Raw genomic sequence first — 21,548 nt, 5'->3', positions numbered from 1 at the left:
TTCATTCTGGTCGGAGCGGATCAGTCGGCGAGGAAGTCCAGCACGGCGGGGACAAAGGCCCGGTAGTACTGGAACACGCCGCCGTGACCGGAATCGGGGTAGATCGTGAGTCGGGCATTCGGCAACCGGCGCGCCATATCGGCGGACAGGCTGCTGTCGACCATGAGGTCGTTGTCGCCGTTAGCCACGAATACAGGTTGTTTGATGGCGGAGAGATCATGGGGGGTGTTCAAGCCCCAGTGACGAATCGCCTGCAGTTGCGCACGTCGGGCCTGCAGGGAAATGGGCTTGTCACGGCCTTGGGTGCGCTCGTTCAGTGCGGCGAAGTAATCCCGCGCCGCGCGCTTGCCTTCCGAGGTACGGGGGAAGAACAGGAAATTCCTCGCGTCGCTCCAGGTCAACGCCGCCTTGATGTAGGCAAGGACAGCGACTTTGGTGACCTCGTCGATGCCTCCGCCACCCCGTGGGCCTGTTCCTGCGAGGATCATCCTCCGTACGAGGTCAGGCGCCTGCAGAGCCACCGTCTGTGCCACGCCACCGCCCATCGAGAACCCGAGCAGATCGACCTGCGTGAACCCCAGGGCGCGGATGAAGGCGATGGCATCGCGCCCCATCTCTTCGATGGTGTGCGGGACCGCGCCTCCGGAAGCCCCGACCCCGCGATTGTCGAAGGCGATGACCCGGCGCTGTGCGGCGATGCCGTCGATAACCCGCGGATCCCAGTCATCGAGTACGGCCATCAGGTGGTGCAGGAAGATCACCGGCACGCCGGAATCGGGGCCGAGCTCCCGATAGGCGAAAGCCACCCCGCCAACGTCAATCGTGCGGGTCGGTACATCTCTCCATTTCACATTGCCCATCGCCCCCCTCGCGGCGGCGGCTCCGCCGATGCTTGAGGGTGCCCCGGTTACCGGAGCGATACCTGTATTGTTCGTGCCCATTAATGAAATCTCCGTGGCGAGTGGATTGCTGGTCGCCGAAGTGTTAGTATCAAAGTGATACTAACAATACTACCAATTTCCTGGTAAGTCACTATCAAAACAGTATGGACAACGAAAATAGTTGCGATAACCCATGCCCGATCGAGCGCAGCCTGACTGTCGCTGGTGACGCGTGGAGCATATTGATCCTGCGGGATGCCCATGCCGGCCTCTCGCGCTTTGACCAATTCCGGAAAAGCCTGGGCATTGCACCAACGATGCTGACCCGCCGGCTGGCGACACTGACGGAGGAGGGATTGCTGGAGAAACGGCGCTACTCGGAGCACCCGCCGCGAGAGGAGTATCTGCTGACCGTTGCCGGTCGCGATTTTCTGCCGGTGCTGTTCATGATTGGTGCGTGGGGGCGTCAATACCGGGGCGGCGGCAAGCTGATTCGTTTCTTCGACGCGGAAACAGGCACGGAAATTAAAGCTGTCGCCGTGGATGAGGTCACCGGGGCGAAGATCGGGACTCGCCCTATACGCATGGTCACGCCTGATGAAAGCTGACAGGTGAGAAGCTTACGACTAGGTGTGTAAGCCACTACAGCTGACTGCTCAGAGGTGATGCAATTGGGCGTGCAAGTATATGCAATTACGCATTGAATTATTGGCGGCCCAAATCCCGCCTTGGGTCGCCTGTTCGCGTTCCCAAGCCAGAAAGCAGTCCTCCAGCAACGGAGCAAGGGAATGGTCGGTATGTGGCCCTGAACAAACGCTCAGGCCCGATGGGGCGACAGACCGCTTCGGCCGACCAATAGCCGATGCGTTAGCTACGCAGGCAGAAGTTCGGCCATTCCCGCCCTTCGGCTTGCCGACCTGATTGGTCTGCAATGGACCGGTTACCTGCCATTCAAGGCCAAGTTGTGCTGAACGACAGCTCTCAATCTAGCGAACGCGAACTTTCGACCCTTTTCTGTCGTTCCGCTTAGGCCGCAGTAGCGGCCGCTATCGTGTGTAAAGCGGCCTCTGCCTGCCCGCGCGGACGGCTTTTGCGCTCATGCAATGGCCTCGCCCATCAGTCGTCCACGCATCATCCATAGGTTGCTCAGAGCGAACAGCGTATGCAACTTCTGCGTGTTCTTCATCGGCCGCGATGGCATCTTTAGATGCCACCGTGCGCGGCGATGAACATAGCGACGGCCGACCGGCAATAGGATTCGATTTCGTTGTCGTCCTCTGCTCTCGCCTCGTCGAAGCGGGCGATAAGCAGGAGATCGGATCCTTTGAAAAGCGCGGCAAACAAGCGGGCGGACTGGAGAGCATCGGGTACGTTCAGAATCGCTTTCGCGTGCAATTGACGCAACACGGCCTCGATTTGGGCGATGACATGGGCGGGCCCGGCTTCGTAATGGAGCTTGCTTAACGACTTTTGATTCGTCTTGTCGGCCAAAACCATGGCTTCGACACTGCGGACGTCCGGGCTCAACAGCGTGCGAAGCAGGGATGACCCCACCGCCATGAGCTGATCTTCGGCCGACCCGTCGACGCCTTCAAAAAGGGCCTGCGGTGCAAACTGCTCGCAGCGGGCCACCATGGCGGCGCTGAACAGCGCCTCCTTGTTCTCGAAGTACCGATAGATGCTTAGCTTGGATATCTTCGCCCGCTGGGCGACCTTGTCCATGGTCGTCGCTTGAAAACCCAGTTCCACGAAGAGTTCGCAGGCGGTGTCGACTATCGTTTGGCGAAGCGCCTCGTTGGCGGGCCGGCCGCGCCGGCCCTGGCTGTTTTCGGTCACGAAAATTCCAGTACTTGACAGTATTTAAATTAATGCACTACGATACCACTGAGTATCGTAAATGTGCAAGCCAAGGGTAGGTTTCAACCGGTTGTCCAAATCAGCTTTCCCTGGGCCGCCCGGCGATAACGAATGCGGCATTGTCCGGCCGGTCAATACAGCCATGGGCAACTTTCTCGCCAATGCCGAAGCCCTGCTCGCTGACCGTCTCAAGCGCTTATCTCCGGACGTTATTGCGCACCAGGCCCAGCCCCCCCTATCCACAACACGGAGCCCATCACCATGAATGACGTTATCATCATCGGCGGCAGCTTTGCCGGCCTCGCCGCCGCCCTGCAGCTCGGCCGTGCCCGCCGCAAGGTCACCGTTCTCGATACCGGCCGGCCGCGCAACCGCTTTGCCGGCCACTCGCATGGCTTGCTCGGCCACGATCACAAGCCGCCGCTGGACATCCTAGTCGAGGCTCGGCAGCAGCTGGCGCGCTATCCAACGATCAGGCTGGTCACTGCTCGGGCCGAGAGCGTGTCTGGCGCCATCGATGATTTCTGCGTCGTCACTGACGATCACGAAAGCCTAAGGGCGCGCCGCCTCATCCTGAGCTATGGCGTCGCCGACCAGATGCCAGATGTTCCGGGCTTTGCCGAAAGCTGGGGCACGTCCATCGTGCCCTGCCCCTATTGCGACGGCTTTGAAGTCGCAGGCCAACATTGGGGCCTCGTCTGGTCCGGCCCACAGTCGCACCAGTCTGCCAAGCTGTTCCGCGATTGGACTGACAAGTTGACTGTCTTCGCCGATGGTCATGACATTGCGGCCGATATCCAGGCCGATCTGGCGCGCCGAAACATACCTGTCGTCGATGGCCGGATCGTCGAGATCGTCCATCACAAGGGCCATATCACCACCGTCAATCTCGATACCCGCCGCAATGTCGCGGTCGACGTCCTGTTCGCCCATCCGCGCAACAAGCCGTCCGCAAGCCTGCATGAATCACTGGGCCTCGCCACGGTCGATACGCCCACTGGCATCGTCCTCAAAGTCGACGAGCGCCGCGAAACCAGCATCCCCGGCATCTACGCCGCTGGCGACCTCGCCACGCCCTTCTTGCCCTCGGTCACCCAGGCATCATCGCAGGGCGCGATGGCGGGTATCTTCGCCCAGCAGTCGATGGTTGTTTGAGAGCACAGATTCCTTTCTCCCGTTGCGTCGTCGCCTTCGAAAAGGTTGGCGTAGATCGGCGCGGTGAAGGACGGATCGTCGAGTCAAGGAGATGACATGGCAGAGCAAAGTGCCGATCAGGTCGGTGACTGGAATGGTCAAAGTGGGGAGCGCTGGGTCGCCAACCAGGCCCGGCTCGACGCTATGGTGGCGGTGTTCGGCCAGGCCGCGATAGAAGCCGCCGCGCCCGCGACGGGTGAGCGCGTGCTGGACATCGGCTGCGGCGCGGGCGCGTCGAGTCTGGCTCTCGCAGCCCGCGTCGGCGCAGGAGGCCAAGTGCTGGGCGTGGACATATCCGAACCGCTGATCGGCCGAGCGCGCGCGCTTGTGCAACAGGATACGCCGGCCCTGTTTCAGGTGGCCGACGCCAGCAGCGCAGAGCTGCCCGAGGGCGCGTTCGACATCCTGTTCTCGCGTTTCGGGGTGATGTTCTTCGACGATCCGATAGCGGCGTTCGCCCACATGCGACGCGCGCTCCGGCCCGGCGGGCGGGTCGCTTTCGTCTGCTGGCGCGGCGCGGCCGAGAACGATTGGGTGCGCCTGCCGATGGGCGCGCTCAAGGGCATCGTCCCGCCGAGCGCGCTGCCCGATCCCGAAGCGCCCGGCCCGTTTTCGTTCGGCGACCGGGGGCGCGTGGCACGCATCCTGACGACGGCCGGCTTCACCGATATTGCTATCGCCCCCTTCGACGCTTCCGTCCCGTTCGGCGAGGGCGGGACGCGGTACGCTGCGATCGACGACGCGGTGAAGATGACACTCGAGGTCGGCCCGTTGTCGCGTGCGCTCGCTGATCAGCCCGACGACATCCGCGCCCGCGCCTCGGCCGCAGTTCGTGCCGCCTTCGCGGGCCTCCCCGGCGAGCGGTCGGTGATGATCAACGGCGCGGCGTGGATCGTCATGGCACGCAATCCGGTAAGCTGACAGGTGACGTCGACCGATGTGTCAGAACCGGCAATTCCTCGAGTCTCGGGGAGGGCCTACCTTGAGCGCCGAACGGCCGGAACGCGGCGCTGATTGGCCATTGAGGGCGAAAAGAGCAGTGGCTCTTGATGGCCGACAGTAAGCGTTGGCGATAGCTTCTCAAAAGCGGCCACTGGCCTTCCAGACTTCAGTGCGAATGACCGGTATCCGGCGGAACGCCCCATCGGCAGATCCCGGCCAGTTGCGGACATACCAAAGCTTCAATTACTCGGTAGCTGAATGGCCGGTCTTTATCGCAGAGCAGCCATCAACGTTCGACATGAGCGGCAGGCTCAAGCGTAGCTTGAGCCTGTCCGCTCGATGGAGGGGTTAGGCGCCTCAGTCTCCATCGCATACCAGCTTCAAGGAGCCCGACGCGCCTCGGGCCAACGCAAGCAAGGACGAGACTAATTCGATCATCTTCTCCCGCTCCACCACCTGCCACTCTTCGGACTCCTGACAGACCTTCTCACCGGTCCATCCAACCAGCACGGACCAGGATACTCCTTTGTGCTGCACATCCTCGCGCGCCTGTTCAAGCTCGCAGATCAGGCGATGAAGTTGGTACCCCTCGATCACTCCACCACCGTATAGATCGACAAGCTCTCCCTTGTGACGCTCTAAGTTTGCCGACTCGAAGTAGCGATACAAGAACCAGTAATACCCATCTGAATTCAAGAGGACTGGCGGCTGCGAGGCCGTAGGGCGCTGCAAATCGGATGCTTCAGCGAGGTAGAGGGCTGCTGCCATAGGCGCCTAACGTTGGAATTCAGCCGCGCCGAAGGCGTAGGCTGCAATGCACTGTTAGACCGATTAACGCCACTGGTAAGATGCGGCCCTAACGATTGCTTCAATTGTTTCTATTTTTAACTGAGGAAAATTAGCAGCCAAATCTGCTTTCGCAATTTGAGAGCAAGCGGAAAGATCTGCATCTTTCCAATACTTTTCCTCAAGTGCTTTATTCCAGACATCCAACAGGACGTCTATTGCTGCGACAGACAATGACGGATTACTTAAAATATTTTCCATAAACAACCAAGGCATACTCCATTCAGAGAATGCTTCAACAGCCAGGTTAGTTTCTTCAAACGCATCCATATACCTGTCTAACTCTAGAATTCAGCCGCGCCAAAGGCGTCGGCTGCAATGACTTGTTAGAGCCGACGGTAGCCGATGACCTTGACCGTTGACTCTAAAACTTCTGTTTCAAACCCGATTCGCTTACATGCCGTGGCTATCTCAGCCTGAGTAAGGGCATTCTCGCCAGACCTAGGCTGCATTTCACACCACTCGATGTATTTATGTTCGCCGAGACGGAAATGATATGTCCAATCTCCATCCCAGCCCTGAGGCGGATAAATAAACCCATTAGTAGCATGGGTTCTCCAGTAAGGGGCTTTCTGACCAAGCTCAGACATGAACTGCTGAAGCTCACTCCACTTGGTATTGTTGGCTAGGCCAGCCCATTTGTTATCCATATGAGGCTCTAACAGTGTTTATACGGACACGCAGGTCCGTATATTAATTGATATTGCTGACATCCATTATCGTACCCAAACACCATATTTTTCAAGGCGTTCGTCATGGGCTTGTCCGTATATCAACCCCCAATACGCCGGACGCCTTGGCCGTGCCTCCCGTCACACGCTACCCCTGAACAGCAGCACAGGGGTGACTGCTCCACTCGGAAACCTGTCGTTGAGCCTTTGAAGGCTCGACAGGCCGCAGTGGGTCGATAGTGAGCGCTCCCCAAATCAGAAAGCCGCCCTTCGGCTACTGTGTAAGGGAAATGGCCGGTATGTGGCCCTGAACGGAAGCTCAGGGCAGATGGGGTGGAAGTCCGCTTAGGCCGAGAACCGGCCGGTTGCAATAGCCAGTGCACACTTCTGCTTCTGGGTTGAAGGCAGGCTTTCTCTTGCCAGTCCTGACCTGACAGGAGGGAAACATGCCCGATCGCAGGTTTATATCTAGGTGTCCAGTCCCGGACGATTGCTCCCGAGCTTGCTGACAGCATAGGAAGTGACATCTTTGGCCGGGAGCTGCTCCTCAACTAAAGGTTCTTTTCCCGAGCCAAGAAAATCAATACAATATGCTCAGGATAACAGTATGACGGTATTGATCGTCCTGTTTGAAGGGGGCTCCCCCTTGGTTCTGGCCGACCAGTACAGATAGCACCCCCTGCGACTTCCTTATTACGTCGTTAACCCTTCGTCAATCTAGTTAAGCGGCCAGTAGATAGACATCTTAAGGTTTAGCGATGTATTTAACGGAATCTACCCTTGTAGCCACATCTAAGAATTTTCGAGATGCGTTGAAGGCGCGCGGGCTTATTTTGGCATTCTCTACAGCCAATAACGTGTGGGCTCAAATTGTGCTAGGGAAGAACTACTCTTCCGCGATGAGTCAACTTCGGCACCAAGGCCATGCTTTGATGCAGCCGTGCAGTACCGAGCGTATTATCACCATCTTGGCAAAACGTAGCAGATTTCTTGAGCCTGCAGATGCTGCAGGCCTTTTCGCCGATGCACTTGGCCGCTCTTTAGCAACCATCTCACCATTCGTCGATCAACTCAGCCGGATCCTGAAAAAGTTTCAGCATATCTATTTAACTGGGTTTGCATCTGCATCACCGACTGGTATTGGCTTTATTGAACACGATAAACATGGATATGTGCCATTGCCTGCTGACAATCCTTCCTTTGGAATATTGTCATCGGATGCCCAAGCTTGGCTAAAGAGTAGTTCTTCTCTGATGGCAGACGTCATTCAACTCACTGCTGGTCGAACCAAAGAACAGATTACTGAAGCTAACTTTTCGATGATAAGAGCTGACGTAGCCCGTGATGAGCGTGAATTTCTGGCATTTTGTTATCAAAATGCATCCAATCTTTCACAGAAGGTCAAGGATGAGTTTCTCAAGCTTGTTTCAGGGCAATCCGTCCAAGACTGGAACCACGTTATTGACTTCGAAATTACACGGCAGTTAGTCAGCGATGTACTTGAAGATGTATTTACAGAAATACATCGTCGTGCAGGGCGAAGCCTTCTCCATGGAGACAATAGTCGGATTGACCTCTTGTACAACCACCTTGCATCTGAAATTAAACGTGTCCTTAAAATCGCAGAAGACTCAGAGCTCATGGGGTATGAGCAGCCGTTCGATGTTCATGAGGAGTTGAGTATCCGGATACAAAACGCTATGCAACTTGCTTTAGCCTAATACATCACTCGGCAAATTAGCCTCCTTAGCTCGCCGAATTCCGATTGGTTGCTACCTCAATAAAATGGAAAGCCACTAACAAGTGGCCTTCCATTCGATTAAATCTATCTAATTCTGTGTTAACTACTTCCGCAAGCAATAGCGAGCGGTAACCCGATATATCTATCCGAGAGGGTGGCTCTAGTTCGTTGTCCCCCATAGATCAGATCGGCAAGCCGTGCTCAATCGAGGTCAATATCCGCAAAACTCTTTGGATGTCCGCCTCGTTTCCGAGTAGATCTATGGGCTTGGCTTGGAGGGTTTCATTCCAAGTAGATAGCCAATCAAACGCTTTTCCCTGATCGCCAAATACGGTGATAGCGCGTTCTTCTAGTTCGCTCTGTGTCATGGAGGGGCTCTACAAAATTGTTCCCAGTTGAAACCACAAATGCCCTTGCTCTCATCAGCTAGCTGTGTACAGGCGCTGATCCGCCACGGGAGGGGGGCGAATTGATGAACTGGCAAGGATGCTGGTTCGCAACGTCGCGCTGTATGTTCCCTTTTAAGATAGTCTAAGTGGATGCATGGCTAGGCTTCATCCGTAGGGTCCGTGGGGCCTCGTTATTCGGTAAAGTCTGCCATGATCTTGTGACTTTTTACGAAGTGCTGCATTGGAAAGAGTCCCAAGGTTTGCTCAGAGCAGGGACTCTCTATCTTATAGGTGGTTCTGCAGAAGATTCAACCGAGCCATGATTTGTTGGGCAGCCTCCGTTCCGCCGATGGGTGACAAAGGTATCTCGTGGATCGGGGTCTGAAGATCATTCATGTTGAGAACGATTCGGTGGTCGTACTGCCGCGTGTCCTTTTCGGTCCATAGGTGCCGCCAACTGATCAGATCCGTAAGGTCATAGAGCTTGATGTAGCGGCCACCTATCAGTACTGCCAACTTCCTCTTCTGGCTGTCGACGACTGCTGCTTTGGACGATGCTGCCAAGTTGCCAAGCTGGATATCGAAGGTGTAACCGCGTTGCTGTAAGAGCTTGATGCCATCCTGGGTGCCTTTGGCTCTGCTGATGGCGCCACCGAAGCCCCATGTCGCAGCCGCAGCCATACCGCCTACCACCGTCGCGGTCACGATTTCGGTGCCGCGAAATCCATTCAGCAGGAGCCAGGCTGTAGCCGTGCCGGCACCAGCCTGTATCGGCCGCTTGAGAGCGGCTGAAATTGAGTTTTGTCCCGGCTTGAGGTCAATAAGTTCGAAGGCCATGCATACTCCCTGATGCTGTTGTTGTCGATTGTCATTTATGACGATGCCAATATTATCCCATTTTGGGATATTTTCAGGAAGGTGATGCCATCGCAGGATGAAAAGCATCCACGATGGCCGCTACCGCCTACTCATCCAACAACTGATCGCCCTACGAGAGGGCAAAGGCGTTACCCAAGTCCAGTTGGCGGATGCCCTGAACAAACCCCAGTCTTACGTAGCCAAAGTCGAGAACCTTGACCGCCGCCTGGACGTAGTGGAGTTAGTTGACTGGCTAAAGGTCCTCGATGTCTCGTTGGCTGACTTCATCCAAGGGCTGACGTGGGTTTGACCGCCTGAGGCTCTAGGGCCCATCACTCCACCTGTGACGAAAGAAGAGGGATATCGGCCCTCCGGAAAATGTACCCCCTCATCTCGTCGACGGTGGGGCCACAAATCGGATAAATGCCCTGTGCCATGAGTGCCTTGGCGGCGGCATGCTCCGATAGTCCAAGGAGCTGGCCCAGCTTTCTTCCCCAGACATAGTGTTCACAAAATCGATTCAGCTCATCAATGTGGATGCCATGGAGCGGCCGCTTCTCATAGCCCATGGGCCTTTCACTGGCGTGTACGATGCCCCGATGAATCAATTGATAAAGGTAGTTCTTGTCTATATGGATATATGAGGCAGCTTCAAGAATCGTATAGAACCCTTGTGCATGCCGGTAGCGCTGATGCCATTCCTTGAAGCCAGCCCGGGATACGAGAAGGGCTCGTATGCCTTGCTCTTGAGGAGACCGGCCGACCACCTCGAGGTCGCCGGCAACCAGTGCCCTTATCACGGCCAGGAATTGCTCTTTGCCTTGCATCCAGCGCTTGGTGATTTCCCAGACTGAAATAAGACTCATGTCCAGCGGGGTGCTATTCAGGTTGCCGTGGTTCAGTTTCTCAAGGAAAGCACTAATCTCACCATGACGAAATTGCCACGCGGCACGATTTGACGAGCGCGATAGGGCCGTCAATATTCCGTGCTCTACCAAGAGACGGATACGCTGTGGGGTAATCCTTAGCAGTGATTCCACCTCGGTAATGTTCAGCAGCCCTTGGACGTTGCGTTCAAATAGCTCGACCGATGCGCGATCTACCAGCCATATTGCCCGTCCTTTAGCAGGCGTACTGCGGTATCCGCTGATTTCGCCGGCAGCAATCAGCTGTTGCAGTGCCCGAACCGGTATGCCCAAGCGCTTGGCTGCCTCGGCGCCACTCATGACGGGGTGGGTGTCTCGGAGCTGGTGATGGAGGATGAGTTTTTCCTTCCAGCGGGTATGGACATAGCGTTCGTACTCAAGGCGAACGAACTGCAGCTCTGGATGTACCAGCAGTCGCGCCAACGCTTGGTGAAACTCTTGAAGAAACACCCGGAGCGACGCGGTGTCGCCCTCAACGTCCTTCGTGTATTGTTCAAGCAGCTGATAAAAATTACGGGGCCAATCGTCCAGGATATGCACAGCCATACTCAAGAACGGCTGAATAACGTGCATCTCACCGTGATTAGGCAACTTTTGTGGGCGGAGGCATGGCCGGTGCAATGCGTAGGCGCCAAACACCCAGAGAAGGTCACATAACAGTGGCAGATTCAGCGCCTTGAGCAAGGGGGTGTACGCAATCTCCGCCGGCCTGACAGGTTGCTTTAGCCCTGTGGCTTGGTTGAAAGCGAGTGAAAGCTGATTGGCTGCGCTAAGCACGGATGACTCGATCGGCGCCGCCGCAAATGCTAGACGCAGGTTGCCTCCACACTCACATGTCAGCCAGCCTCCCTGTGTCCATTTGAGCGTCTTGTGGCATGCAGGACATTTCTCTTCTAGTTGTCGTTGATGAATAGGGCAAGCGATTTGAAGGGACAGTGCCCATTCGGCTTTCCATATGCCTTGCTGGCTCAGGCACTCCGGACACCAACGCCGGTACTGGCCATTCCAATAGGTTACTTTCAGACCCAGACGGCTTTCGTTGTATTGACCAATAGCCGTTGGCGATGGTCCATACAACTGCTTCAACGCACGTGGTGTGTGCCCCGTCAGCTGTTCAAGTCCGCGTAGCCCGGTTTTCTGCTGCCGACGGGAGTTGCCAAGGACGTGGGCGACCCAGCTCAAATCAGTAAATCCGTTGGCTTCTCCGAGACGGAGACAGTATCCCATGACACTTTCCCCGGGTTCTGGCTTGGGGTGAATAACGAGTAGTGGCGGGCTTTTATTCATTTTTGCTCGCTCCAGCAGGGCCTCCCCGTAGGGGAGGCCCAAATTTGTTACATGAGAGGAGGATTGCCGTTTGGCTTTCTGCGAGTAAATCGTGTTGGCTCAAATGGCTCGCCTGGGCGTGTTAATCGTCGGAACTCAAATTTCGGATTAAAGGGGTTCAACTCATGGACCCCGTCGTGCCAGACATGACGTGTGAAGGAGATCTGTAACCCCTCGTTATCCAGCTCGGTTTTTTGGGTTTCAATCAGGTGCTCTAGCGCGCCAATCACGATCTTGGTCACATAGCCAAGCAATCCGTTGGTGGCGTAGTGCATGCGCCGCACGAGATCCCACTCGGCTAACCCCCAAAGTGGGTGCTCGCGATTGATTCCGCTGTCGAAAGCATGCAGTACATCACGGAACAAATTCTGGTCTGCCGCAGATTGCCAGCCGATGGCTGAGAGAGGTACACGCGCCGCGAAACGGCGACGTAACTGTTGGTTCGACCTCAGAATGGTTTCGCACTCAGGCAAACCAGCCAGAACGGTCGGGATGGCTACGGTGTCGATCAGGATTTTCAGCCACTCCGTGACTTCCTCGAACGTCTTGCGTCCGCTGTCACAGAAATGATGGAACTCATCAAAAATCAAAAACTGCGACTGGGAATTGATGAGTAGCTTCACAATCTGATTGGTTTTTTCTGCCGCGCTTCCCTTCATTTGGCTGCCGGCTCCAAGGGAAATCAGGATCGATTCGGCGAATGCCCGTACGGTAGGACCCGCTGGTACTCGAACATACACGACAGGCATGCGCCGACCATCTTCCGTCGCAAAGGACGGGTGCTGTTTGGCGAACGTTGTTAAGGCCGAGGTCTTGCCGGCGCCCGACTCGCCGATTAGCAGGAGGTTACGGGCGGATGCGCCTTCCAGCCAGAGCTGGTGGAACCTTTGCAGACGCGTCAGGACCTCGTTGAACTGCGGATGCAAGATTTGGATACGCTCCGCCTGCCGTAGATCAGCGATAGTGTAGGGTCTAGGTTGGTTCACGGTCGTCTCCCTCCGCGGGCAGCTGGATTACCGATAAGGGCGATGGCTGGCTCATGGCCCCGCCTTTGGGATGCCAGGATTCAGTTTCAGGTTCTGTCACCAGCCGCAGTGGTTGTTGCGAAAGGATCGCTGCCGAGTTGCTTCCTTTCGCCTTAGCCGCACGTTTCCGGTCCGCAAGCTTTGCACTGGCCATTAACCGTTCAACTACCTCAAACATGTGTTCCTTGGCTTTGGCTAACTGAACCTTATCGGTCACGGCGAATCCCTCGGCCTTAAGTGCCTTTTGAATCAACCTGTGCTGGAACAAACGTAGTCCAGTCGCGTACTCCGGTGTGAGGCATGGGACGGGAATCGCCTCTTTCGACATCGGGTGAATGACATGAACCATCCCCATATCATCAGCGTTGAAACGCACCTGAACCCGCAGACGGCCCCCCATCTGTTTACGCAGGACGAGCATTTCGTCACAGTTGTAGCGCAACCCATGCAATTCGATACCGGCGTGACCGAGTACTCGTGTTTCCTGCTGGGATAACACCAGATTCAAGCGATCCATATCGAAAGGCCGTGGCTCTGACAATTCGGCGCCACGTTGCCATGCAGCATGAGGTGTGGTCTTGAGTCCGCGGTGGTATTTTTGCGCATACACATCAACGATCCAGATGTGCAGCGCGTGGACTAATTCGGACATGGTAACGATGCCTTCCTTTATCGGATCGTATCCATAGCGGTCGAACCAACGGGCGAAAGAGGTACCTGGCATCAGATGGGCAAATTGCTCTGCGAGCATACGCAAAGAGCGTTCGACCATCGGCTTGAACCAGGGAGTTCTTGGTGGGCAGAACTGATAGTTGATTCCTAACTCAAAGGTCGCGCGCAGCATATCCGGGGCATGAAATTCAAGCCCATTATCTACAACGAGTGTAAATGGAATGCCATACGCCGGCCATTCATGTTGGATGTCTGGATAGTGTTCAGCGATGTAATCCTTTTTGTTGATCATGTGCTTGAGGCAGCAAAATATGGCCTCAACACCAGGAGAGCTGAAAGAAATATAAAACCCCAATATTTGCCTGGAATAATTGTCGATCGCCCACGTGACATAAGGCCTGCCCAGTACAAGGAGGTTTTGCTCATCGAGGACGAATAAATCTAGCGGGGTGTGGTCTATCTCTACGCGTTCCAGCAGAAAAGTGGCACGAGGTGTCACTGAGCTGGAACGATATTTTTGCCGGACATATTCCCGACCATAACGAGCAAGATCGACGTCATAGGCGGGCAACTGCCTGACATATCGACGCAAGGTGTCATACCCAGGAACCTTCAATTGCCGCTCTTTAGCTCGGGTGGCATTCGCTTTTGCGATCTCTGCGATGAGGGCCAGATGGACCTCCCGGATTGGGAGGCGCCTTAGCGTTAAATATTTCTCCTGAACAACTCGTTCCATCATTTCAAGTTGTTCGTCGGCGACCCGTTGTCCTATACCGCCACGCCGATGAAACTTTGGAACTAATGCGTTTAAATTGCACTTTACTTTAATAAAGAATCGGTGCCATCGATATAGGCTCATTGGGCTTGGCGGTGAGGGGTCCCCAATACGATCAGCAACTCTTTTGATCAGTATGGCTAGTTTCCATGGCGTATAACATGGAATAGTCTGGGCACAAAGGGCATCTACATAGGCTTTTCGACGTAGGGCCTCATTTTGTGCCTTTAGCGAATAGGAGTCGAATGTGCGGCCAAGTATTGGAGAGGGCGCCGCAACCTCGGTGGAGAGCCCTTTCGGGCTCGCCAGAATGTTAATCAGGGTCGACATGATCAAGCTCTCCACAGCATGGTGCTTTCAATTGGCTTCGATATGTCACAAGTCAGAAACCCTTGAGAAATCGCCGCCAATACCTGATGCCGATCTCCAATTCGGGCAACGAGAACGGGAAACAAGACCTCAGGCCGGCCAAACCATAGAGAAATGACGTTCTTGGTTTGCTTGGAGAGCAGCACATGCTTATGGGCCTCTAAAAGGGGGAGGTTGACCAGAAGCACAGGCGTCCGTAGTTCCTTGTCCGTTGTGATCTCGAAGTTGATTCTCTCCTGTAACAGCAGGTCTCGGATGGCACGAAAGCGCCGCTGGTTGTGCTGGAGGTCGGCCTCATTGCTGTACTTGACCTCGACCACAAGGATGGAGCCGTCGCGCATCTGCAACAGGTAGTCTGGGGTGTATTTGTACGTGATCCCGTCAAGTTCGTAGGTGAGCTTCCTGGGCTCGGCAACGATCTGCACGACGTCGGGTAGGAATTCGCAAAGGCGCAGGAAGTCGCGGGCCAACCCGGATTCGTAGGGGATGGGCCTTCCCCCGACCCCCTTGCTGCTTGGCCAGTAGCCGCGATAGGACGAGCCATGTCGGCGAACGATATGCCGGACCGGCTGGGTGGAATTCAGCAGCCCTCGTACCGAGTTCATCAGGTAGAGAGGCATGGTGAGGATGATGGGTAATAGCATGTTTTGCTCCCACTCGACGTTTGCGAGGCGCACGTCAGCCTCTCTTCGCGTCGAGATGAACGTGGGATGGCTTGACCGCGTCAGGAAGGGGAGCAATACTGAGCTTGCTGGTAGCTCTGCGTATGCAGACCACAGTACGGTTACCGCCGTACTGGTTCCTAACGAGGCGAGCATCCCGAAGGTTTCTTCGAGGTTGTCTTGCCTTGTTTTCTTTTCAGATCAAGTGATTGTGGTCATTTTGACCTCCTCTGGCCGTGCCGGCCGTCATCGGTTATCAAAATGCCAAGGTGCAGAACACCCTGGCCGTATGGGCTACAGCCCTCACACCAGGTGTCCTGTCGTTGTTGTCGGTGCCGCGTTAACCAGGCGGCAGGCTGGGGCTTTCTCGACTTAGGTAACACCCAAGCCTTTGAAAGAAGGTCTCCCCGTTGTAACAGGTTGGGCGGGGAGTGTGTGAATAATTTGTAGTACTACTTGCAGTGTTTTATGGATGCGCTTGTTTTTCAAGTGCTTATCTTGAGCTTCTACAAGCTAAAGGCATAAGAGGTTGTTGCATTCTTACCAAACTGGATGCGGCAAGTTGAACCCCCTCGTTTTTGAGGTAGCATTTGGCATGGTTGATGCACCATGTTGGGGCTTTTTTCAGTTATATGCGCTGAGTTTTCAGTAACTTAGCTTCCCTACAACAACAGCCTTCTCAGCCCTCCTTGAAGCTGATCGCCACCGAGTTGATGCAATAACGCTCGCCCGTGGGTTCCGGGCCATCCGGGAACACGTGGCCGAGGTGGGCGTCGCAGCGGGCGCAGCGCACCTCGGTGCGGATCATGCCGTGCGAGCGGTCTTCGATGCGGGTGATGCTGCCGGGGATGGCTTCTTCCCAGAAACTGGGCCAGCCGCAGCCGGCATCGAACTTGGTGTCGGAGTGGAACAGCAGCGCGTCGCAGCAGATGCAATGGTAATCGCCGCTGGCGTGGCGATAGTAGTGCTCGCCGCTGTAGGGGCGTTCGGTGCCGGCTTGGCGGGTGACGCGGTATTGCTCGGGGGTCAGTTGGGCGCGCCACTCGGCGTCGCTCTTGTCTATCTTGTCTGTCATGGTGGGCTCCTGTGGGGGCGTCTTGGCCGAAGGCTGTTGGCGTCGGCACGGCTATCCGGGCCGCGGTTCGCGCCGGTTGCGCCGGTTGCGCCGGTTGCGTCGGTTGGTCGTGGCCGATGGGCGGTTCTTACAGCAATTCGTCCAGCGAGCCACCAAGGTGCTCGCTGTCCGCCCATTTCTCCAGCTGCCAGGCCCCCTGATGGTGGATGATCCAGTTGAAGGCGGCGTTGGGGATGGGAAAATCGCGCGGTTCGGTCAGCGGCTTGCCGGTGACGATGCGGTAGACCATGTCGAGTACGCCGCCATGAGTGACGACGAGCAGCCGTTGACCGGGGTGTTCGAGCACCGCCCGCTCCAGGAAGGCCTGAATCCGGACGTGGAAGGCGTACAGGCTCTCGCCCCCTTCCGGGACGTCGTGCGGGTCGCGGTTGCGATGGCGGCGGTAGGCGTCGGGCATGACCTCGCCGGCCTCGTGATAGGTGAGGCCCTGCAGGCGGCCGTAGTGACGCTCGCGCAGCAGGGGGTCGAGGTTGACGTCGAGCCCGGTAGCCTGTCCGATGGGAACGGCGGTCTGGCGGGTGCGCACCAGATCACTGCAGTAGAGCGCGTCGAAACGCAGTGCCCGGGCCGTCAGGGCCAGGCTCAATGTTTGCGCCTGTTCTTGGCCGGTGGTGTTGAGCGGGGTATCGATCTGGCCTTGCAGGCGGCGCTCGCGGTTCCAGTCGGTTTCGCCGTGGCGCACGAAGCAGAAGCGGGTCAGCTGAGTGTGGTCCATCGATTCATTCTAGCAGTCGGGTTCGGGTTGCGATCAGCCCAGCGCCAGCCACAGCCCGAACGGTACGAAGGCGAGGCTGGCCAGGTTGCCAATCAGTACGATCGACGCCATCTTGCCAGGTTCCTGCCGGTAGATTTCCGCCATCATGAAATTGAGCACCGCCGGCGGCAGCACGCCGAACAGATAGACCAGGCCGGCCTGCGCCGGCGACAGTCGCAGCAGTGGCACGGTCACGGCCGCCGCCGCGAGGCCGCTCAGCGGGCAGAGCGCGGCGCCGAGCAGGCCTATCTTCCAATCGCGCAGGTTGGCGTCCACCATGCGCACCCCCAGTGCGAACAGCATCAGCGGAATGGAGGCGTCGCCCAGCATCTTGAGACCGATCATCAGCCCGTCGGGCAGATGCCAGCCCGCCAGTGCAAATAGCAGCCCCAGCGCCGTGGCGAGCACGATGGGGTTCTTCAACAGGCCGCTGAAGCGGGTGTGGCGGTTGAAGATGAAGGCCCCCAGGGTGAAGTGCAGCAGGTTGGACACCACGAACAGCACCACGAAGGCGTTGAAGCCGCTGCGGCCGAAGGCGAGCAGGGCGAGCGGCAGGCCCATGTTGCCGCAGTTGTTGAACATCGACGGGGGTAGCAGGGTGCGCACCTGGTTGCCGGTGGCGCGCGCCACCGGCCAGGCGAGCAGGCCCGACAGCAGGATCACCGCAGCGGAGGCCGGCAGCAGCTTCCACTGGCTGACGAGATCGAAATCCTTGGCCGCCAGCGCCGAGAACACCAGCAGCGGCACACAGACGTCCATGTTGATCGTGTTCGCGGCGCTCATGTCGGGACGCATCTTGCGGCCGTAGAGCCAGCCGATCAGCACGATGATCAGGACGGGAAGAATGATGGTGATGATGCGTTCTAACATGGGACTCAGGCGGGGTGGGATGGTGCCATTATTGGTCAAATGTCTTGACCGGACAAGCAAGGGTAAGCCATGGCTTGCCATGCTTCGGCCAACCTTGTCGTCAAGGTTGGCCGAAAGAGCCGGTCAGAGAATGCCGACGCCGGAGATTTCACGCGCCAGGTTGGCGGCGTAGTTGTCGGTCATGCCGCCGACGAAGTCCAGCACCTTCATGTAGGCCAGGTAGGGGGTGTCCTTGTCGGTGAAGGGGGTTTCCGCCATCAGGCCCAGTGCCAGCGTGTGGCGCGCCGACAATCGTTCGCCTCGCACTCTGGCCGCTACGGCCGGGACCAGCACGTCTAGCAGGGTGGAGAGGCAGGGGAAGGAGGCGATTTCGGTCACCAGCTTGGTGCGGTGCCGGTACACTTTCTGGCTGGCCAGCCGTTTGGCCTCCAGCAGGGTCTCGCGGATTTCCGGCGCGCATACGTCGATCAGGTCCTTGCCCTGGAAGGCGCCTGCCAGCAGCGTGTCCTGGTGCAGCATGAATTTTTCCGCCACCTCGGCCACGCAGCGGCCGATCGCCATGCCGCGCAGCATCGCGCATTTCTGGCGCACCGACGGTGTGGCCCAGAGCTTGTCGACCTCGGCGAACTTGGTGAACAGATTCTCGAATTCGGAATAGTCGAGAATGCCGATCTCGACCGCGTCTTCGAGGTCGAGGATGGCGTAGCAGATGTCGTCCGCCGCTTCCATCAGATAGGACAGCGGGTGGCGTGCCCACTGGTCGGCACCGCGCTCGATCAGGCCGAGTTCGCTGGCAATCTGGCGGAAGTAGGGCAGTTCGGTCTGGTAGATGTTGAACTTGTCGCGCAGGTAGGCCGGTTCGGCACTGGAGGTCCACGGGTATTTGATCAGCGCGCCGATTGCCGCCGCAGTCAGGCGCATGCCGCCTTCGCCGGCGTACATCTCGAGCGTGGCGAGCATGCGTAGGCTGTGCGCGTTGCCCTCGTAGGTTTCGACGTCGCGCCGCTCGGCCGGGCTCAGGCCCGCCATCAGCGGGGCGTGGTGCTCGTCGCGGAACCAGTCGCGCAGGGCGTCTTCGCCGGTATGGCCGAACGGCGGGTTGCCGATGTCGTGTGCTAGGCAGGCCACTTGCACCACGGCGCCGATGTCGTGCGGCGTGTAGCCGGCGGGCAGTTGGCCGGCGTGCTGCATCATCACTCCGGCACGGTTGCCCAGGCTGCGCCCGACGCTGGCCACTTCGACGCTATGCGTCAGGCGGTTGTGGGTGTGGTCGTTCTGCGCCAAGGGGTGGACTTGGGTCTTGCGCCCCAGGCGGCGGAAGGCGCCGGAGAACACCACCCGGTCGTGGTCGATGTGGAAATCGCTGCGCAACCCGGAGGCGCCCTCGCTGGTCGCGGGGGTGCGGGTGGGCAGTACCTCGCCGTCGATCTGCTTGAAGCGCCGGGCCGATAGCAGGTGTTCCCATTTCATGCGGTGTGGCTTGGTCATGGCAGTGTGCGCGCAGTGGTTTGTCATGATCATAACAGTTTGCCGACGCCGGACGCAGCGCCGATGGCGGCGGCAGGCCGGTCTTCGGCCAACTTCGCGCCCCCGTCAAACCGGCCGGTCGGGCATGGTGCAAGGGGGCGCGCTTGGATTATCCTTAGAGCACATCTTGCCCTTGGAAATCGCATGACCGCTTCCGTTCATGACCTGCTCGCCACGCTGGTGGCGTTTGACACCACCAGCCGCCATTCCAACCTCGAACTGATCCGCTGGGTGCAGCGCTATCTGGACTCGTTTGGCGTGGCGTCGCGGCTGACCTTCAATGCCGACGGCAGCAAGGCCAATCTGTTCGCCCAGATCGGGAACCCCGCGCTGCCGGCCGTGGTGCTGTCCGGGCACACCGACGTGGTGCCGGTCGATGGCCAGGCGTGGCAGACGCCGCCGTTCGAGCTGGTCGAGCGCGAAGGTAAGCTGTACGGCCGCGGCTCGGCCGACATGAAGGGCTTCATCGCCTGCGTGCTCGCCAAGGTGCCGTTCTTCCTCGAACTGGCCGACTCCGGCCGCCTGACCCAGTCGGTCGGCATCGCCTTGTCCTACGACGAGGAAGTCGGCTGTCTCGGCGTCCGCGGACTGATCGACGATTTACAGCAATCCGGCATCAAGGTGGCGGGCTGCATCATCGGCGAGCCGACCGACATGAAGCCGGTGGTTGCGCACAAGGGCATTGCCCATTACCGCTGCCACGTCAGCGGCCGCGCAGCGCATTCCTCGCTGACGCCGTACGGGGTCAACGCCATCGAGTACGCGGCCCGGCTGATCACGCACATCCGCAAGCTGGCCGACACCGAGGCGTCGTTCGGGCATCGCCATACCCTGTACGATGTCCCGTTCACCACCTTGCAGACCGGCACCATCCAGGGCGGCACCGCGCCCAATATCGTGCCCAAGGACTGCGAATTCGTATTCGAGTGTCGCTGGCTGCCTGGCGACCAGCCGGAGCGCTACGTCGACTCGGTGCGCGACTACGCTTCCAACCTGCTGGAAGAGATGCGTGCGGTGGCAGAGGAGAGCGACATCACCATCGAGCCCACGGTGTACTGCCCGGCGTTCGAGGCGGTGCCGGAGAGTGCGGTGATGCAGTATGTCGAAACGCTGACCGGTTGTTGCCAGGGCGAGGGTGTGGCCTACGCCACCGAAGCCGGCCTGTTCCATCAAGCGGGAATGCCGAGCGTGGTGTGCGGCCCGGGCTCGATCCGACAAGCCCACCGCCCCGACGAATACGTCGAAGTGGAACAGCTCTACGCCTGCAGCGAGTGGCTTGCCAGGCTGGGCGAGCTGCTCTGCACCCCGGCAGCAGAAAGACCAGCATGACCGATCACGCCGTTGCACCCAAACGCATTACCTTGTTTGCCGACCCCGCCGTTGAGCCCTCCGTCGATTACCCCCGGCCGGAGCGGTTGGTCGCCGGCAATCCGCGTCGCCTCACCTGGAGCCATTTCGAGAACCCGACCGGTGAAGTCAGCGCCGGCATCTGGTCATGCGAAAAGGGGGTCTGGCGCATCGCCTTTGCCGAGCACAAGGACGAGTTCTTTGCCGTGATCGAAGGTCACGTCCGGCTGCACGAAGCCGACGGCCAGGTGGTGGACGTCCGTGCCGGCGAGGCCGCGGTCATTCCCGCCGGCTTTACCGGGGTGTTCGAGGTGATCGAACCGGTGCGCAAGTATTTTGTCGTGGTGGAGCGCAACGCCTCTCACGCCTGATCCGGATCGCCCATGCTGGCAGAGGGCGGCGGCACGGGACAGAAGCGGTTGACGTCCTGCACCGGCTTTTCCAGCAGCAGCACGATCGCGGTGTTGAGCGCACCGAACGACCAGGCGATGAGGAAGAATACCGAATAGGCCGTCAGCTTGTCGGCGAACAGCCGGGCACCGTGCAGGCTCAGTTCGTAGGGATCGAAGATCGAGAAGAACATCATGGTGGCGAAACCGGCGATCAGGAACGACGGCCAGAACAGCAGGATGGCTCTCTTCATAACAGCAACTCCCCCTTGATCAAGGTTGGCCGAAGCCGGCCTTCCTGTTCCAGCCTAGTCAGGGAGTGGCCCAAAAGCAAAAGGCGCCCGAACCTCCGGGCGCTGCCTGGGCCGGGCACCGGTCGCGTTCTCGTGTTG

The 21,548-nt window shown here is 58.0% G+C and carries 23 protein-coding genes and 1 pseudogene; 7 read left to right on the top strand and 17 right to left on the bottom strand.

Annotated elements, in window-relative coordinates:
• Positions 1-20 precede the first annotated feature (20 nt).
• The gene (locus tag AC3WG5_RS04985; protein WP_492568013.1) at positions 21-941 is read right to left on the bottom strand and encodes an alpha/beta fold hydrolase; all 921 of its coding nucleotides are present in this window, start codon (positions 939-941) and stop codon (positions 21-23) included.
• 104 nt (positions 942-1,045) lie between these two features.
• Between AC3WG5_RS04985 and AC3WG5_RS04980 the strand changes: the two genes are divergently transcribed.
• Positions 1,046-1,489: a winged helix-turn-helix transcriptional regulator gene (locus tag AC3WG5_RS04980; RefSeq protein WP_492568012.1), complete on the top strand. Its 444-nt coding sequence runs from the start codon at positions 1,046-1,048 to the stop codon at positions 1,487-1,489.
• Positions 1,490-1,977: 488 nt separating this feature from the next.
• Here the strand turns inward: AC3WG5_RS04980 and AC3WG5_RS04975 are convergent.
• Positions 1,978-2,097 (bottom strand): annotated as a pseudogene (locus AC3WG5_RS04975) (IS5/IS1182 family transposase); the annotation flags it as partial.
• Positions 2,085-2,717 carry a TetR/AcrR family transcriptional regulator gene (locus tag AC3WG5_RS04970; RefSeq protein WP_492568011.1) on the bottom strand — a complete coding sequence of 211 codons (633 nt, stop codon included), beginning with the start codon at positions 2,715-2,717 and terminating at the stop codon, positions 2,085-2,087. The gene AC3WG5_RS04970 and the pseudogene AC3WG5_RS04975, both read right to left, overlap by 13 nt.
• Before the next feature lie 282 nt (positions 2,718-2,999).
• Between AC3WG5_RS04970 and AC3WG5_RS04965 the strand changes: the two genes are divergently transcribed.
• Positions 3,000-3,893 (top strand): NAD(P)/FAD-dependent oxidoreductase, encoded by an 894-nt coding sequence (locus AC3WG5_RS04965; RefSeq protein ID WP_492568010.1) that lies wholly within the window; start codon positions 3,000-3,002, stop codon positions 3,891-3,893.
• Between the two features lie 96 nt (positions 3,894-3,989).
• Entirely contained in the window at positions 3,990-4,853 is an 864-nt protein-coding gene (locus tag AC3WG5_RS04960) for a class I SAM-dependent methyltransferase (protein ID WP_492568009.1), read from the top strand.
• Positions 4,854-5,231: 378 nt separating this feature from the next.
• On the opposite strand, the gene AC3WG5_RS04955 is transcribed toward AC3WG5_RS04960, so the two are convergent.
• From AC3WG5_RS04955 to AC3WG5_RS04945, 3 genes are all read right to left on the bottom strand, one after another.
• Positions 5,232-5,642, bottom strand: a complete 411-nt coding sequence (locus AC3WG5_RS04955; protein WP_492568008.1) for a hypothetical protein — start codon at positions 5,640-5,642, stop codon at positions 5,232-5,234.
• A gap of 63 nt (positions 5,643-5,705) precedes the next feature.
• Positions 5,706-5,990: a hypothetical protein gene (locus tag AC3WG5_RS04950; RefSeq protein WP_150105022.1), complete on the bottom strand. Its 285-nt coding sequence runs from the start codon at positions 5,988-5,990 to the stop codon at positions 5,706-5,708.
• Between the two features lie 56 nt (positions 5,991-6,046).
• Entirely contained in the window at positions 6,047-6,370 is a 324-nt protein-coding gene (locus AC3WG5_RS04945; protein ID WP_492568007.1) for a DUF6678 family protein, read from the bottom strand.
• A gap of 779 nt (positions 6,371-7,149) precedes the next feature.
• Between AC3WG5_RS04945 and AC3WG5_RS04940 the strand changes: the two genes are divergently transcribed.
• Positions 7,150-8,112, top strand: coding sequence for a hypothetical protein (locus AC3WG5_RS04940; protein ID WP_492568006.1), 963 nt, complete (start codon positions 7,150-7,152; stop codon positions 8,110-8,112).
• Positions 8,113-8,314: 202 nt separating this feature from the next.
• Here AC3WG5_RS04940 and AC3WG5_RS04935 read toward each other — a convergent pair whose 3' ends face one another.
• The gene (locus tag AC3WG5_RS04935; protein ID WP_492568005.1) at positions 8,315-8,500 is read right to left on the bottom strand and encodes an antitoxin Xre/MbcA/ParS toxin-binding domain-containing protein; all 186 of its coding nucleotides are present in this window, start codon (positions 8,498-8,500) and stop codon (positions 8,315-8,317) included.
• Positions 8,501-8,806: 306 nt separating this feature from the next.
• Positions 8,807-9,466: a hypothetical protein gene (locus tag AC3WG5_RS04930; protein WP_492568004.1), complete on the bottom strand. Its 660-nt coding sequence runs from the start codon at positions 9,464-9,466 to the stop codon at positions 8,807-8,809.
• Between AC3WG5_RS04930 and AC3WG5_RS04925 the strand changes: the two genes are divergently transcribed.
• Positions 9,456-9,689 carry a helix-turn-helix domain-containing protein gene (locus AC3WG5_RS04925; RefSeq protein ID WP_492568003.1) on the top strand — a complete coding sequence of 78 codons (234 nt, stop codon included), beginning with the start codon at positions 9,456-9,458 and terminating at the stop codon, positions 9,687-9,689. The genes AC3WG5_RS04930 and AC3WG5_RS04925 overlap by 11 nt on opposite strands.
• A 22-nt stretch (positions 9,690-9,711) precedes the next feature.
• Here the strand turns inward: AC3WG5_RS04925 and AC3WG5_RS04920 are convergent, their stop codons facing one another.
• From AC3WG5_RS04920 to AC3WG5_RS04885, 8 genes are all read right to left on the bottom strand, one after another.
• Positions 9,712-11,592 (bottom strand): TniQ family protein, encoded by a 1,881-nt coding sequence (locus tag AC3WG5_RS04920; protein WP_492568002.1) that lies wholly within the window; start codon positions 11,590-11,592, stop codon positions 9,712-9,714.
• 47 nt (positions 11,593-11,639) lie between these two features.
• Positions 11,640-12,617: a TniB family NTP-binding protein gene (locus AC3WG5_RS04915; RefSeq protein WP_492568001.1), complete on the bottom strand. Its 978-nt coding sequence runs from the start codon at positions 12,615-12,617 to the stop codon at positions 11,640-11,642.
• Positions 12,604-14,433 carry a TnsB C-terminal domain-containing protein gene (locus AC3WG5_RS04910; RefSeq protein ID WP_492568000.1) on the bottom strand — a complete coding sequence of 610 codons (1,830 nt, stop codon included), beginning with the start codon at positions 14,431-14,433 and terminating at the stop codon, positions 12,604-12,606. The genes AC3WG5_RS04915 and AC3WG5_RS04910 overlap by 14 nt, the downstream gene beginning before the upstream one ends.
• A 2-nt stretch (positions 14,434-14,435) precedes the next feature.
• Complete coding sequence (locus tag AC3WG5_RS04905) at positions 14,436-15,116, bottom strand: TnsA endonuclease N-terminal domain-containing protein (protein ID WP_492567999.1); 681 nt, start codon at positions 15,114-15,116, stop codon at positions 14,436-14,438.
• A gap of 697 nt (positions 15,117-15,813) precedes the next feature.
• Positions 15,814-16,209: a peptide-methionine (R)-S-oxide reductase MsrB gene (gene msrB, locus AC3WG5_RS04900; protein ID WP_492567998.1), complete on the bottom strand. Its 396-nt coding sequence runs from the start codon at positions 16,207-16,209 to the stop codon at positions 15,814-15,816.
• Between the two features lie 127 nt (positions 16,210-16,336).
• Positions 16,337-16,984, bottom strand: coding sequence for a histidine phosphatase family protein (locus AC3WG5_RS04895; protein ID WP_482581293.1), 648 nt, complete (start codon positions 16,982-16,984; stop codon positions 16,337-16,339).
• A gap of 33 nt (positions 16,985-17,017) precedes the next feature.
• A complete protein-coding gene (locus AC3WG5_RS04890) occupies positions 17,018-17,893 on the bottom strand; it encodes an AEC family transporter (protein ID WP_492567997.1) in 876 nt (291 codons plus the stop codon).
• A gap of 123 nt (positions 17,894-18,016) precedes the next feature.
• The gene (locus AC3WG5_RS04885; protein WP_492567996.1) at positions 18,017-19,381 is read right to left on the bottom strand and encodes a deoxyguanosinetriphosphate triphosphohydrolase; all 1,365 of its coding nucleotides are present in this window, start codon (positions 19,379-19,381) and stop codon (positions 18,017-18,019) included.
• A 183-nt stretch (positions 19,382-19,564) separates the two neighbouring features.
• Between AC3WG5_RS04885 and argE the strand changes: the two genes are divergently transcribed.
• Positions 19,565-20,749 (top strand): acetylornithine deacetylase, encoded by a 1,185-nt coding sequence (argE, locus tag AC3WG5_RS04880; RefSeq protein ID WP_492567995.1) that lies wholly within the window; start codon positions 19,565-19,567, stop codon positions 20,747-20,749.
• Positions 20,746-21,138, top strand: coding sequence for a cupin domain-containing protein (locus tag AC3WG5_RS04875; protein ID WP_492567994.1), 393 nt, complete (start codon positions 20,746-20,748; stop codon positions 21,136-21,138). Before argE ends, AC3WG5_RS04875 begins: the two co-directional genes overlap by 4 nt.
• Here AC3WG5_RS04875 and AC3WG5_RS04870 read toward each other — a convergent pair.
• Positions 21,129-21,410 (bottom strand): hypothetical protein, encoded by a 282-nt coding sequence (locus tag AC3WG5_RS04870; protein ID WP_492567993.1) that lies wholly within the window; start codon positions 21,408-21,410, stop codon positions 21,129-21,131. The genes AC3WG5_RS04875 and AC3WG5_RS04870 overlap by 10 nt on opposite strands.
• Positions 21,411-21,548: the final 138 nt, after the last annotated feature.

It is taken from the genome of Pseudogulbenkiania sp. FW507-F1, from assembly GCF_058781125.1.
This window is presented reverse-complemented; position numbering and strand designations above follow the sequence as displayed.

Bases quoted from the DNA above. Each gene is read 5' to 3' on its own strand.
- AC3WG5_RS04885 (WP_492567996.1), bottom strand. From the start codon at position 19,381: ATGACCAAGCCACACCGCATGAAATGGGAACACCTGCTATCGGCCCGG.
- AC3WG5_RS04925 (WP_492568003.1), top strand. From the start codon at position 9,456: ATGAAAAGCATCCACGATGGCCGCTACCGCCTACTCATCCAACAACTG.
- AC3WG5_RS04955 (WP_492568008.1), bottom strand. From the start codon at position 5,642: ATGGCAGCAGCCCTCTACCTCGCTGAAGCATCCGATTTGCAGCGCCCT.
- AC3WG5_RS04875 (WP_492567994.1), top strand. From the start codon at position 20,746: ATGACCGATCACGCCGTTGCACCCAAACGCATTACCTTGTTTGCCGAC.
- AC3WG5_RS04935 (WP_492568005.1), bottom strand. From the start codon at position 8,500: ATGACACAGAGCGAACTAGAAGAACGCGCTATCACCGTATTTGGCGAT.
- AC3WG5_RS04895 (WP_482581293.1), bottom strand. From the start codon at position 16,984: ATGGACCACACTCAGCTGACCCGCTTCTGCTTCGTGCGCCACGGCGAA.
- msrB (WP_492567998.1), bottom strand. From the start codon at position 16,209: ATGACAGACAAGATAGACAAGAGCGACGCCGAGTGGCGCGCCCAACTG.
- AC3WG5_RS04980 (WP_492568012.1), top strand. From the start codon at position 1,046: ATGGACAACGAAAATAGTTGCGATAACCCATGCCCGATCGAGCGCAGC.
- AC3WG5_RS04945 (WP_492568007.1), bottom strand. From the start codon at position 6,370: ATGGATAACAAATGGGCTGGCCTAGCCAACAATACCAAGTGGAGTGAG.
- AC3WG5_RS04870 (WP_492567993.1), bottom strand. From the start codon at position 21,410: ATGAAGAGAGCCATCCTGCTGTTCTGGCCGTCGTTCCTGATCGCCGGT.
- AC3WG5_RS04960 (WP_492568009.1), top strand. From the start codon at position 3,990: ATGGCAGAGCAAAGTGCCGATCAGGTCGGTGACTGGAATGGTCAAAGT.
- AC3WG5_RS04965 (WP_492568010.1), top strand. From the start codon at position 3,000: ATGAATGACGTTATCATCATCGGCGGCAGCTTTGCCGGCCTCGCCGCC.
- AC3WG5_RS04940 (WP_492568006.1), top strand. From the start codon at position 7,150: ATGTATTTAACGGAATCTACCCTTGTAGCCACATCTAAGAATTTTCGA.
- AC3WG5_RS04905 (WP_492567999.1), bottom strand. From the start codon at position 15,116: ATGCTATTACCCATCATCCTCACCATGCCTCTCTACCTGATGAACTCG.
- AC3WG5_RS04910 (WP_492568000.1), bottom strand. From the start codon at position 14,433: ATGTCGACCCTGATTAACATTCTGGCGAGCCCGAAAGGGCTCTCCACC.
- AC3WG5_RS04950 (WP_150105022.1), bottom strand. From the start codon at position 5,990: ATGGATGCGTTTGAAGAAACTAACCTGGCTGTTGAAGCATTCTCTGAA.
- AC3WG5_RS04890 (WP_492567997.1), bottom strand. From the start codon at position 17,893: ATGTTAGAACGCATCATCACCATCATTCTTCCCGTCCTGATCATCGTG.
- argE (WP_492567995.1), top strand. From the start codon at position 19,565: ATGACCGCTTCCGTTCATGACCTGCTCGCCACGCTGGTGGCGTTTGAC.
- AC3WG5_RS04920 (WP_492568002.1), bottom strand. From the start codon at position 11,592: ATGAATAAAAGCCCGCCACTACTCGTTATTCACCCCAAGCCAGAACCC.
- AC3WG5_RS04930 (WP_492568004.1), bottom strand. From the start codon at position 9,466: ATGCTTTTCATCCTGCGATGGCATCACCTTCCTGAAAATATCCCAAAA.
- AC3WG5_RS04985 (WP_492568013.1), bottom strand. From the start codon at position 941: ATGGGCACGAACAATACAGGTATCGCTCCGGTAACCGGGGCACCCTCA.